We start from the raw sequence: 12,035 nt of genomic DNA, 5'->3' as shown, positions 1-12,035 counted from the left end.
CCGACGAGCAACGGCCCGATGGCGATCGCCACCGGGCCGTTTCTCGTGCTCAGTGGACGAGGACCGGCGGTCCGTCCCCGGCCAGCCGGAAGGACGCCTCGCTGGCCTGCTCTACGAGGCCGTCGTTGACCAGGCCGGCCAACGCCCGAAAACGCTGGGCCTCGTCGGCCCACACCTGGTCCAGGCGTTGCCGGGGCACCGGAGCGGTTGCCTCCCGGAGCACGCCGAGCAGTAGCCCGCGGACCTGACGGTCGGTGCCCGCGTACCGTTGCGGACGTCGGGTGGGGCCGGTCGGCGCCGGCTCCCCGGAGGCCCGCCAGGCACAGGTCGAGGCGACCGGGCAACTCCCGCACCGCGGCGACCGGGCCGTGCAGACCACCGCCCCCAACTCCATGAAGGCCGCACTGGCCAGCGCGGCGGCGGCCGGTTCCGCCGGCAGCAGTTCCTCGGCGGCGACCAGGTCGGCCGGGCGGGTGGCGGGGCCGGCGTCCGGTTCACCCGCGACCGCCCGAGAGATCACCCGCCGGACGTTGGTGTCCACGACCGGGTGCCGTTGCCCGTACGCGAACGCGGCCACGGCCCGCGCCGTGTACGTGCCAACTCCCGGTAGGGCCAGCAGCTGTTCCAGCCGGTTCGGCACCTGTCCGTCGTGCCGCGCCACGATCGCCACCGCGGCCTCACGCAGCCGGACCGCCCGCCGTGGGTAGCCGAGCCGCCCCCACATCCGGATCGCCTCGGCGGGCGGCTCCGCCGCCAGGTCGGCCGGGGCAGGCCAGCGGGTCATCCAGTCCGTCCAGGCGGGCAGCACTCGGGCGACCGGGGTCTGCTGGAGCATCACCTCACTGACGAGGATGGCCCAGGCGCCAACCCCGGGGCGCCGCCACGGTAGGTCCCGGGCATGCTGCGTGTACCACCGGCTGACCCGGGCGGTGAAGGTCGGTTCAGTCATCGTCGGTCGATCATGTCACGCCGTGGGCCGCGCGCCCCCACGACGGCCAACCCGCTGACCAGTCCCGACGAGTGGTCGGGCGGGCCGTAATTGGCTGGGCGTTGTGGGCCTGATCGGGGAGAATCCGGGGATGAGTGAGCTCGCCATCACCGTCATCGGCCGGGACCGGCCCGGCATCGTGGCCGATGTCGCCGAGGCGCTCGCCCGCCTCGGCGCGAACCTTACCGACAGCACCATGACCCGGCTCCGGGGGCATTTCGCGATGACGTTGATCTGCGTAGGCCCGGCTGCCGCCGAGGCCGAGGCCGCGCTGGCGCCGCTCGCCGCCGACGGTCAGCTCCTGGCGACGGTACGCGCGGTAGTGCCCGACGCGGAGCAGACGTCGAGCGGCACACCGTACGTGTTGGCGGTGCATGGTGCTGATCGGATGGGCATCGTCGCCGCCATGACCCGGGTGCTCGCGGAGGCGGGCGGCAACGTCACGGACCTGAGGACCCGCCTCGCTGGCGCGCTCTACGTCGTCCTTGCTGAGGTCGAGCTGCCGCCGGACGGGGCCGAGCAGGTGACGGCCCGGTTGGCGGCGACCGCCGCCGACCTCGGGGTGGAGGTAACCCTCCGGCCGGCCGACCCGGACCTGTTGTGAACCGTGCGGAGTGCCCCGGCCTCGGCGACTGGACGCTGGACGTGCTGGGCCCGCCGGGTCAGGTGCGGCCGGTGGTGTCCGCCCCGGCCGCGGTGCTCACCCGGGCCGGCGGCGAGGTGGATCCGACGGCGGAGCAGACGGTACGCCTCGCCGCCGATCTGGTCGCCACGATGCGGGTCGCTCCGGGCTGCGTCGGTCTGGCCGCCCCGCAGGTCGGGGTCGGTGCCCGGGTCTTCGCGGTGGATGTCACCGGCCATCCGAAGGCCGGCATCGGGCACGGTGCGTTCGTGCTGTGCAACGCGGTCGTGGTGGAGGCCAGTCGGTGGAAGGCCGGCCGGGAGGGGTGCATGTCCGTGCCGGATCTGACCGGTGACGTCAAGCGCGCCGGTCGCCTGGTGGTGGAGGGGGCCCTGCCGGGGACCGGAGCGACGGTTCGGCTGGTCACCGACGCGTTCGAGGCGCGGGCCCTGCAACACGAGATCGACCACTGTGCGGGTCTGTTGTTCCTGGACCGGGTCGCCGGTGCCCATGCCGTGTACCAGCGCAAGGTGTACCTGTGATCACCTTCCGTTTTCCCACCCGTACCCTTGGTGGTTTGGACTGTGGTAAGTGGAGAAAAGCTTTCATTGCTGGACTGGCTCGGCGCGTCGCTGTCGATTGCCGCACGTGGCACCGCTACGGTAGAGCATCATGCGTCTGACGGTCGGCCCCTTGCCCCCCGCCGTTTACTGGCGGCGTCGCGCCGTTGTGCTCGGAGCGGTGTTTCTCTTTCTGGTTGTGGTTTTCTACTCCTCGTGGGGTAATTCGGACGAGCCCGCCAGCAAGAACGCCAGCGGGCAGGAGCAGCCCTCCGGCGACTCCCCAGCCGACTCCGAGCCCCCGGCCGGGCCGGCGGAGCCCCCAGCTGACTCGGGCGACGTCGGTGGGGAGGAGCCGCCCTCCGAGCCGTCCGAGGCGGATGACCCGCCCCCGGCGCCCCCGAGCACCGATGACGGTGCCTGCGCCGATGCCGATATCAGCGTGACCGCTGTCGCCCAGCCGGTGTCGGTGGGCCGGGGCGATGCCGTTGAACTGCAATTGAAGATAAAAAATATCTCGGATCGGACTTGTAGCCGGGATGTCGGCGCGGACCTACAGGAGCTGTTCCTCAAGTCGGGGGCGGCGATGATCTGGTCCTCCGACAGCTGTGGTACCGGCGAGGGCTCGGCGGTCAAGTCGTTCACGCCGAACTCTGAGCGGTCCTATGGGATCACCTGGAACGGCAACGACGACACCCGCTGTCAGGGTGGGGTCGCCATCGGCCCCGAAGCGCCGCCCGGCACCTACCAGGTGTTCGCCCGGGTCGGCACGAAGCACAGCGAGCCCGTGGAGCTCGAGGTCACCGGCTGACGGAGCCGTACCGCTGGCGCGGTCAGACGTAGCGTTCCAGGATCGAGGCCTCGGCGAGCCGGGAAAGTCCTTCTCGGACGCCCCTGGCCCGGGCGTCGCCGACGCCCTCGACGGCCTGCAGGTCCTCCACGGTCGCGCCGAGCAGCCGCTGAAGGCTGCCGAAGTGCCCCACCAGGCGGTCGACGATCGCCACCGGCAGCCGTGGCACCTTGGCCAGTAGCCGGAACCCGCGAGGGCTGAGCGCGGCGTCGAGTGCGTCGGCGGCGGCCGGGTAGCCGATCGCTCGGCTGACCGCGACCAGGTCGATCAGTTCGGTCGCGGTCAGCAGGTCCAGCTCGACCAGGGCCTCGTCGAGGGTGCGGGACTTGCGGCCGGTGGGGAGGTAGTCCCGGATGACCAGGGTGCGATCGGCGTCCACACCGGCCATCAGTTCGTCGAGTTGCAGCGCGAGGAGCCGGCCGTCGGTGCCCAGCTCCACCACGTATCCGGCGATCTCGTCGGCGATCCGACGGACCATCTCGAGTCGTTGGACGACGGCGACCGCGTCCCGGACGGTGACCAGGTCCTCTATCTCCAGGGCGGAGAGAGTGCCGGAGACCTCGTCCAGGCGTAGCTTGTACCGTTCGAGCGTGGCGAGTGCCTGGTTGGCCCGGGAGAGGATGGCGGCCGAGTCGTCCAGCACGTGCCGCTGGCCGTTGACGTAGAGGCTGATGATCCGCATGGACTGGCTCACCGAGATGACCGGGTAGCCGGTCTGACGGGCAACCCGCTCGGCGGTGCGGTGCCGGGTGCCGGACTCCTCGGTCGGGATCGTGGGATCGGGCATCAGATGCACTGCCGCCCGGACGATCCGGCTGCCGTCGCTGGAGAGCACCACGGCGCCATCCATTTTGCACAGCTCGCGGACGCGGGTGGCGGAGAACTCCACGTCGAGCGGGAAGCCGCCGGTGCAGAGGCTCTCGACGACCCGGTCACAGCCCAGGACGATCAGGGCGCCGGTGCGTCCGCGGAGGATTCGCTCCAGCCCGTCCCGGAGGGCGGTGCCGGGTGCCATCAGGGCCAGGTTGGCGCGCAGTGGGTCACTGGCCGTGTCTCCGGTCATGTGCACACTGATCGGACGCGCGGTCGAACCCACGGCACCGGTGCGGGCGTGCGGTGTCGCGCCGGCAGGCTTGGTGGTGTCGCGGTCGGTCGGCACGGGGACAGTCTACGGACTACTCTGCGGTGGGTGCTGTCGCGGTTACTGTGATGTGTCGTGCTGCCAAAATTAACCGATCCAACCGCTTAATAGCTGTTTATTGGGAAGCTTTCTGTATTAAATAGGCTGAGGGTTATTCGGCGGATGCCCGCGCGACGGCTTGGAGTGCGGCCCGGACATCGCTGACCTCGACCACTTTTAGCTGTTCGGCGCGGACGCCGCTGCTCTCCGGACCGCAGCCCGGTGGTACGAGCGCGAGCCGGAAGCCAAGCCGGGCCGCCTCGGCCAGCCGGCGCGGCACCGCCCCCACCCGGCGTACCTCACCGGTGAGCCCGACCTCCCCGATCGCCACCAGGTGCGGGGTGATCGCGAGGTTGAGCCCGCCGGAGGCGACCGCGAGGGCGACCGCCAGGTCGGCGGCGGGCTCGACGACCCGGATGCCGCCAACAGTGGCCGCGAAGACCTCCCGATCGTGCAGGGTCAGCCGCTCGGTGCGCCGTTGGAGCACCGCCAGGACCATCGCGAGTCGGGCTGAGTCGAGCCCGGAGACCGTTCGTCGGGGCGACCCGGCCACCGTCGCCCCGATCAGCGCCTGCACCTCGGTGACCAGAGCACGTCGCCCCTCCATCGCCACCGTGACACAGGTGCCGGGAACGGGCTCCGAGTAGCGGGTGAGAAAGAGCCCGGACGGGTCGGCCAAGCTGCTGATTCCGCCCTCGTGCATCTCGAAGCAGCCGACCTCGTCGGCCGCGCCGAACCGGTTTTTCACCCCCCGCACCAACCGCAGGGACGAGTGTTTGTCCCCCTCGAAGTGCAGCACCACGTCAACCAGGTGCTCCAGCACCCGTGGACCGGCCACCTGGCCGTCCTTGGTGACGTGCCCCACCAGCAGAGTCGCGATGCCCCGCTCCTTGGCGACCGCCACCAGGGCCGCGGTGACCGCGCGGACCTGGGTCACCCCGCCGGGCACCCCTTCGGTGCCGGTTGTCGAGATCGTCTGCACCGAATCCAGCACCAGCAGCCCCGGCTTGACCGCGTCCAGGTGCCCGAGCACCGCGGCGAGGTCGCTCTCGGCCGCCAGATAGAGCTGCTCGTGCAGGGTGCCCATCCGTTCGGCGCGCAACCGGACCTGGCTGACCGACTCCTCGCCACTGACCACGAGCGATGGGTTGGCGCCGCCGGCGGCCCAGTGCTGCGCCACGTCGAGGAGCAGGGTCGACTTGCCGACCCCCGGCTCGCCGGCGAGCAACACCACCGCGCCCGGAACCAGGCCGCCGCCGAGCACCCGGTCGAGTTCGCTGACCCCGGTCGGGCGGGCGCGCGCGGGCGCGGCGCTGATGGTGGCGATCGGCCGCGCCGGCTCGGCCGGCAGCCGGGAACTGACCACCCGGCCGGAGACGGTGGGCCCGGTCAGCGTGCACTCGACGACCGAGCCCCACTCGCCGCACTCCGGGCAGCGGCCGACCCACTTCGGTGGTTGGTGGCCGCAGGCGTCGCACTCGTAGGCGGGGCGGGGGGCGCGGCCGGATCGGGAGGTGGTCACCCCAGGACGTTAACCGTCGCGTCGACGATCAGTGCCCGGCGCCACCCGGACCGCCGTGCCCGTCCTCCAGCTCCTCGAAGCCGGTGTGGCGCTCGATGATCGGCTCCGGGGGCGCGGCCGGGGTGAGCGGCACGGCGACCGGCGCCGCAGCCCGGATCGTGGTGCCACCGAAGTCGAAGGTCACGAAGACGCTCTCGCCGACCCGCAGCGGTTGGTCCAGCTCGATCAGCCGCAGCACGGTTGCCGCCTCCGAGTTGAGCTGTGCAAAGCTCAGCGGCGGCACCACGATCTGGGCCGGCATGCCAGCGGAGGGCGCGGCCGTCGTTGCCGGGCTTTCGCCGAGCGGGGCGTTGGGGTCGCTGCGGACGACCTCCTGGGCGCCCTCGGTGGTGACGGTCACCGTGACCTGGTCCGGCGAGTCGTTGTAGAGGACCACGTCCAGGTTCGCGTTGTCACCGGCCTGGTAGCCGTCCACCCCCGGGTAGGCGATCAGCAGGCTACGAACAGCGAAGTCGCCGCTCTTGCTCGCGACGTTGACACCCTGAATCGACGGTACGGTTCCGGCGGTCTCGGCAACCTGACCGGCGCTGCATCCAGAGAGCAGTAGTCCGCTCGTCGCCAACCCGGCCAGTAGCAGGGCCGACCGGCGGGAACCCCTGATCGAGCGCGTCACGTCGGTCCTCCTCGTCATGATCGGGCCCGGTCGTACGCCGGACACGGTGGCCATGCCCGTGCAGACCGCGCTCCAGGGTAGTTGGGACTGATCCAGTTCCGCACGCCGACCCGGGTATGCCACCGCTGTGAGGGTGTTCAAACCAATGGCCCGCTGGTCAAAAGCAGAATCACATCGATGAGGGCGATTACCAAAACCGCCCGGAAGACGGCCGCCGACCGGGTCGTGACGCGGTTGGTGACGCGCTCGCCGTACCAGAGTAGCGGTGGTGTCAGGACGGCGGCGGCCACCGTGGCGAGCCCGACCGGCGACGGTGGTCCGGGCGGCCCGAAGACCAGGGTGGCGGTCGCGGCGAGCAGGAGCCCGATGGCGGCGGTCCGGCTGCCGCCCGCGCCGAGCCGGTGGGGCAGCCCGCGGACGCCGGTGCGGGCGTCGTCGTCGAGGTCGGGCAGTACGTTCGCGAAGTGCGCGCCGGCGCCGAGCAGGGCCGCGGCGCTGACCAGCCAGGCCGGTGGCGTTCCCGCGCCCGGCAGAGCCAGCACGACGAAGGCCGGCAACGACCCGAAGGAGACCGGGTAGGGCAGGACCGACAGCGGCGAGGACTTCAGCGGCCAGTTGTAGAGCAGCGCGGAGATCAGCCCGGCGGTGGCTACCGCCGCGGCGGCCCGGTTCGTCGTCAGCGCGAGCAGCGGGGTGGCGAGGCTGGCCGCGGCGGCGGCCAGCGCGGTCGTGCGACGGCTGACCAGACCGGCGGCGACCGGCTTGTCGGGCCGCCCGACCACCGTGTCCCGTTTCGCGTCGAGCGCGTCGTTGGTCCACCCGACGGCGAGTTGGCTGGCGGCCACGGTGAGCACCACGACGACCACCCCCGCCAACCGGTGCCCGACACCCCAGGCGAGCAGGCCGGCCACCGTGGTGACCGCGGCTGCTGGCTCGGGATGGCTCGCCCGGAGCAGGGCCACCACCGGCCGGGTGCGGGCCGCTCCCGAGCCGCCGGCGGCGGGCCCGGCTCGGTCCGGTCGGGTCAGCACCCGCGCGACCCGCCGTAGCACTGAGGAGGTCATGAGGGAAGTCTGGTCGTTACCGGGCAGTCGTGCCACGCTCGGTCCATGCCAGAGGCTGGCCGCACCCTGCCGCGCAATGATCCGCGCCAGTACGACGATCTGGCCGGGGAGTGGTGGCGGCCGGACGGCGCCTTCGCCATGTTGCACTGGCTGGCCGAGTCCCGGGCAGCGTTGGTGCCGGCGGCGTCGCGTCCCGGCGCCGTCCTGGTTGACCTCGGCTGTGGTGCCGGGCTCCTCGCCCCGCACCTCGCCGGCAAGGGCTATCGACACGTTGGGGTCGACCTCACCGCTTCGGCGCTGCGCCAGGCCGCCGGGCACGACGTGGTGGTGCTCAACGCCGATGCGACCGCCGTGCCGCTCGCCTCCGGCTGCGCCGACGTGGTGGCCGCGGGCGAGCTGCTGGAGCACGTTCCCGACTGGCGAACGGTGGTGGCCGAGGCCTGCCGGCTACTCCGCCCGGGCGGGCTGCTCGTCCTCGACACGCTCAACGACACCGCACTGAGCCGCCTGCTCGCCGTCCACATCGGCGAGCGGCTGCCCACGGTCCCGCGGGGGATCCACGACCCACGGTTGTTCGTGGACGCCTGCGCGCTGGTCGCCGAATGTGCCCGGTACGGGGTCAACCTGCGGCTGCGCGGGATTCGACCGCAGCTGATCCGGGTGCTCGGCTGGCTGGCCCGGCGGATAGGGGGCGCGGGCGGGGTGCCCCCACGCATCGTGCCGACCTGGTCAACGGCGGTGCTCTACCAGGGCTGGGGCCGGCGCGAGCGCGATCAGACGCGGACGAATGGATCTGAGGAGGGAACGGTCGCATGACGCAGGCTGTGCAGGTGGCCCGCCGGTTGGCGCCGCGATTCGCCGCCCGGGCGGCCGACCACGACCGGGACGGCACCTTCCCGGCCGACGATTTCCGGGACCTCCGGGAGGCGGGCCTGTTCGGCCTGATGGTGCCGCGGGAGCTCGGCGGCCTCGGTGCCACCTTCGGGGAGTACGCGGCGGTCGCGACCGAGTTGGCGCGGGGAAACGGCGCGACCGCGCTGGTGTTCAACATGCACGCCTCGGTCACGGGCGCGCTGTGCGCGGTGACCGAGGAGCTGGCCGAGACGCTCGGCCTGCCAGACGGGGCGTTGGCGGCGCGGGACCGGCTGCTGCGGGCGGCGGCGGATGGCTCCTGGTACGCGGTGGCGATGAGCGAACGCGGGGCGGGGGCCCGACTCTCGCAGCTCAGTACGGTGTACGAGCCGGTTGCCGGTGGCTGGCGGATCAAGGGGAGCAAGACCTTCTGCTCTGGTGCCGGCCACGCCGACGGCTATCTGGTGGCCGCCCGGAGCGCGGCTGATCCCTCGGTGGTCTCCCAGTTTCTCGTGCCGGCCGGGGACGGGCTGGCCGTCGAGGAGACCTGGGACTCGCTGGGCATGCGGTCCACCTCCTCGCACGACCTGCACCTGGAGGTGACGGTGCCGGCAGACCGGCTGCTCGGCGGGGTCGAGGGGCTGGCTCTGGTCGTGGCGCAGTTGATGCCGCACTGGCTGGTCGCGAGCTACGCCGCGGTGTACGTCGGGGTCGCGCGGGCCGCGATCGACGCCGCGGCCGAGCACCTGAACGCCCGTGAGCTCGGCGGTCTGCCGGCGGTCCGGGCCCGGCTCGGTCGCGCCGACGCGGCGGTGGCCGCGGCGGACCTGGTGGTGGTGGAGGCGGCCCGGCGGGTGGACGAGGCGCCGGGCGATGCCGAGACGAACCGTTGGGTCTGGCGAGCGAAGTTGCTGGCGGGCACCACCGCGGCCGACGTGGCGGCCTCGGTGCTGGAGGCGGCCGGCACCGGGGCCACTCGGCGGGGGCATCCGTTGGAGCGGCTCTACCGGGATGCGCGTTGCGGTTCGCTGCACCCGGCCACCTCCGACGTCTGCGCGGACTGGCTCGGCGTCGCCGTGCTCGGTGGCGACCCGGACCGTGACGGGTCGGCCCCTCGTTGGTGAACGTGCTGGGAGATCAGAACGAAGGGTGGGCGTCATGGCCGTGCCGGTGATCGCGGGGATCGGTACGGCGCATCCGCCGTCGGCCGACCAGGGCGAGTTGTGGGAGGGCTTCTTCGCCCGGCACTACTCCGGAACCACCCGGGCGCTGGCCCAACGGATCTTCGCCAACTCGGGGGTGCAGCGCCGGCAGGCCGCGGTCAATCCGGTGCTGGAGGATGTCTCTGACTGGTCGACCGAGCGGCGGATGCGGCGCTATCAGGTGGAGGCGCTGCCGCTGGGCAAGGAGGCGGTGGGGCGGGCGCTCACCGCCGCCGGTCTGGCCGCCGGTGACGTCGGGCTCTTCGTGGTCTGTTCCTGCACCGGATACGCGACCCCGGGGTTGGACATTCTCCTCGCCCGCGATCTCGGCCTGGCGCCGGGCGCGCAGCGGGTCTTCGTCGGCCACATGGGCTGCTATGCCGCGTTGCCGGGGCTGGGCGTGGCGAGCGACTTCGTGACCGCCCGAGGTCAACCCGCCCTGCTGCTCTGCGCCGAGCTGACCAGCCTGCACATTCAGCCCGCCACCGCCCGGGTGGACACCCAGCAGATCGTCTCGCACGCGCTCTTCTCCGACGCCGCGGTGGCCGCCGTGGTCGTGCCCGGTGGCCCCGGGTACGCGGTGCGGGCGGTCGCCTCGGTGACCGACACCTCCACCGCCGATCACATGACCTGGGATGTCACCGATACCGGGTTCCGGATGGGGTTGTCGCCGAAGGTGCCGCAGGTGCTCTCGACGCAGGTACGGGCGCTGGTGGACGGCCTACTCACCCAGCATGGCCTGCGGCGGCCGGAGGTGGACGGCTGGGCGGTGCACCCGGGCGGTCCCCGCATCCTCAACGTGGTGGAGCGGGAACTCGCCCTGCCGGCGGCCGCCCTGGCGGCGTCCCGGGAGACGCTGGCCGAGCGGGGCAACTGTTCGTCGCCGACGGTGCTGTTGGTGTTGGACCGACTGCACCGAGCGGTCGTGCCGGCACGACGGGTGGTGATGCTGGCCTTCGGCCCGGGCTTGACCCTCTATGCGGGCCTCCTCGAACGGTCAGCTGGCGAGGCGAGCTAGCTCGGGTTCGTAGTCGGCGGTGGAGCGGAGCTCGGGGAGCACCTTCCGTACGACCCCGGAGCGGTCGACGAGCAGCGCGCTGGCCACGCCGGCGCGGGGTGGCAGGCGGAGGAAGGCGCGTAGCCCGTCAGCCGGGTCGTCGAGCGCGTGCAGGGTCGTCTCCGGAGCGGGGGGCGACGCGCGTACGGCGGGGGCGGGGGCGGGGTTGACGATGACCACGGTGACCCGGGGTGGCGCGACGGCGACGGTGTTGGCCACCTCGGTCGGGCAGGCGCACGCGTCGGTGAGGAGGATCACGGCGGGCAGCAGGCCCCGCAGCGGCACCGGCTTACCGTTGTCCACCAGGTCGAACGCGGGCAGGGTCCGCCCGCTCAGGTCGGCGGGTGTGGCCGGGGTTGACGCCGGTGGGGTGGGGGGTGGTTGGGCCCAGATGGTCGCGTTCAGCCCGGCCAACACGGTGACCATGGCGATCAGGAGGGTCAGCAGCGCCGGCACGGTCGAAGCGGGCCGGGTCGGCCGGTTCAGTTCCCGGCGGAGCTGTTTGGCCTCGGCCGAGAGCTCTGCGGCGTTGTCCGGTACGACCACCCGGCCCCATTCGGGTGGCAGCTCCGGCAGTCCGGAGTCGTCGTCCGCGGCGGGCCTGCCCATTGAACCCCCTGGATTCCTGGCGAGCCTGAGGCGGGCTCTTGTCCAGCCTGCCGCACCGGGACCGCTCCCGCCAGGCGTGGGCGAGTGTCGGGGGCGCGGGCTACCATGAGTCGAGCGCATCGCCTTGGATCCCGGGTTTCGCCACTCAGCCGCGACGGCATACTGCCGTTACGGAGCGTGTTCAATACTTCGGTCTGGCTTCCTGTCAAGCTGAAGAAATCCCTCTCACAGGGCCCCTGAGCTGCGCCAACGGTCAGGGCAGCGGTGAGACACCGGTGTCTGAGCGTGTTACCCTAGACACAGCGAAAGGGGTTTCGAACCTATGGTTTTCAGTGTCGGCGAGACCGTTGTTTACCCCCACCACGGGGCCGCACTCATCGAGGCAATCGAGACTCGGGTCATTAAGGGCGAGGAGAAGCAGTACCTCGTTCTCAGGGTCGCGCAGGGTGACCTCACGGTCCGGGTTCCCGCGGAGAATGCCGAGATCGTGGGTGTGCGCGAGGTGGTCGGCGAAGAGGGCCTCGGCAAGGTCTTTGACGTGCTCCGGGCTCCGCACACCGAGGAGCCGACCAACTGGTCACGGCGTTACAAGGCGAATCTTGAGAAGTTGGCCTCCGGTAATCCGCTGAAGGTGGCCGAGGTCGTCCGCGACCTGTGGCGTCGGGAGCGGGAGCGGGGGCTGTCCGCAGGCGAGAAGCGCATGCTCGCCAAGGCCCGCGACATTCTCGTCGGTGAGGTCGCACTGGCCGAAAAGAGCACCAAGGACGAGGCGGAGACGCTGCTCGACAAGGTGCTGACCGAAGCCTGATCCGCACCTGATCGTCGTACCCGATCTGCCATGAGTAAATCACCGAGG

13 protein-coding genes are annotated in these 12,035 nt (G+C 71.8%); 7 read left to right on the top strand and 6 right to left on the bottom strand.

Annotated elements, in window-relative coordinates; genetic code table 11:
- Positions 1 to 49: 49 nt before the first annotated feature.
- Positions 50 to 949 (bottom strand): HhH-GPD family protein, encoded by a 900-nt coding sequence (locus T398_RS12090; RefSeq protein WP_496446699.1) that lies wholly within the window; start codon positions 947 to 949, stop codon positions 50 to 52.
- Positions 950 to 1,079: 130 nt separating this feature from the next.
- Here T398_RS12090 and T398_RS12085 point away from each other — a divergent pair, with 130 nt between their 5' ends.
- The 3 genes from T398_RS12085 (at position 1,080) to T398_RS12075 (ending at position 2,981) form a co-directional block, all read left to right on the top strand.
- On the top strand, positions 1,080 to 1,592 hold the full coding sequence (locus T398_RS12085; protein ID WP_496446697.1) for a glycine cleavage system transcriptional repressor: 513 nt from the start codon (positions 1,080 to 1,082) through the stop codon (positions 1,590 to 1,592).
- A complete protein-coding gene (locus T398_RS12080) occupies positions 1,589 to 2,152 on the top strand; it encodes a peptide deformylase (protein ID WP_496446695.1) in 564 nt (187 codons plus the stop codon). Before T398_RS12085 ends, T398_RS12080 begins: the two co-directional genes overlap by 4 nt.
- A gap of 130 nt (positions 2,153 to 2,282) precedes the next feature.
- A complete protein-coding gene (locus T398_RS12075) occupies positions 2,283 to 2,981 on the top strand; it encodes a hypothetical protein (RefSeq protein WP_496446694.1) in 699 nt (232 codons plus the stop codon).
- Positions 2,982 to 3,003: 22 nt separating this feature from the next.
- Here the strand turns inward: T398_RS12075 and disA are convergent, their stop codons facing one another.
- From disA to T398_RS12055, 4 genes are all read right to left on the bottom strand, one after another.
- Positions 3,004 to 4,179, bottom strand: a complete 1,176-nt coding sequence (gene disA, locus T398_RS12070) for a DNA integrity scanning diadenylate cyclase DisA (RefSeq protein WP_496446692.1) — start codon at positions 4,177 to 4,179, stop codon at positions 3,004 to 3,006.
- 133 nt (positions 4,180 to 4,312) lie between these two features.
- Positions 4,313 to 5,722: a DNA repair protein RadA gene (gene radA, locus T398_RS12065; protein WP_496446691.1), complete on the bottom strand. Its 1,410-nt coding sequence runs from the start codon at positions 5,720 to 5,722 to the stop codon at positions 4,313 to 4,315.
- 28 nt (positions 5,723 to 5,750) lie between these two features.
- Positions 5,751 to 6,395 (bottom strand): hypothetical protein, encoded by a 645-nt coding sequence (locus T398_RS12060; RefSeq protein WP_496446689.1) that lies wholly within the window; start codon positions 6,393 to 6,395, stop codon positions 5,751 to 5,753.
- A 137-nt stretch (positions 6,396 to 6,532) separates the two neighbouring features.
- Positions 6,533 to 7,459 (bottom strand): UbiA family prenyltransferase, encoded by a 927-nt coding sequence (locus T398_RS12055; protein ID WP_496446687.1) that lies wholly within the window; start codon positions 7,457 to 7,459, stop codon positions 6,533 to 6,535.
- A 45-nt stretch (positions 7,460 to 7,504) separates the two neighbouring features.
- Here T398_RS12055 and T398_RS12050 point away from each other — a divergent pair, with 45 nt between their 5' ends.
- The 3 genes from T398_RS12050 to T398_RS12040 are packed head-to-tail and all read left to right on the top strand — an operon-like array spanning position 7,505 to position 10,531.
- Positions 7,505 to 8,275, top strand: coding sequence for a methyltransferase domain-containing protein (locus tag T398_RS12050; protein WP_496446685.1), 771 nt, complete (start codon positions 7,505 to 7,507; stop codon positions 8,273 to 8,275).
- Positions 8,272 to 9,435, top strand: a complete 1,164-nt coding sequence (locus T398_RS12045) for an acyl-CoA dehydrogenase family protein (protein ID WP_496446683.1) — start codon at positions 8,272 to 8,274, stop codon at positions 9,433 to 9,435. Before T398_RS12050 ends, T398_RS12045 begins: the two co-directional genes overlap by 4 nt.
- Before the next feature lie 34 nt (positions 9,436 to 9,469).
- Entirely contained in the window at positions 9,470 to 10,531 is a 1,062-nt protein-coding gene (locus tag T398_RS12040) for a type III polyketide synthase (RefSeq protein WP_496446681.1), read from the top strand.
- On the opposite strand, the gene T398_RS12035 is transcribed toward T398_RS12040, so the two are convergent.
- Positions 10,511 to 11,179 (bottom strand): hypothetical protein, encoded by a 669-nt coding sequence (locus T398_RS12035; RefSeq protein WP_496446680.1) that lies wholly within the window; start codon positions 11,177 to 11,179, stop codon positions 10,511 to 10,513. The genes T398_RS12040 and T398_RS12035 overlap by 21 nt on opposite strands.
- Before the next feature lie 322 nt (positions 11,180 to 11,501).
- Between T398_RS12035 and T398_RS12030 the strand changes: the two genes are divergently transcribed.
- The gene (locus T398_RS12030) at positions 11,502 to 11,987 is read left to right on the top strand and encodes a CarD family transcriptional regulator (protein ID WP_012015454.1); all 486 of its coding nucleotides are present in this window, start codon (positions 11,502 to 11,504) and stop codon (positions 11,985 to 11,987) included.
- The last annotated feature ends 48 nt before the right edge of the window (positions 11,988 to 12,035 follow it).

Source organism: Salinispora goodfellowii, from assembly GCF_059570675.1.
This window is presented reverse-complemented; position numbering and strand designations above follow the sequence as displayed.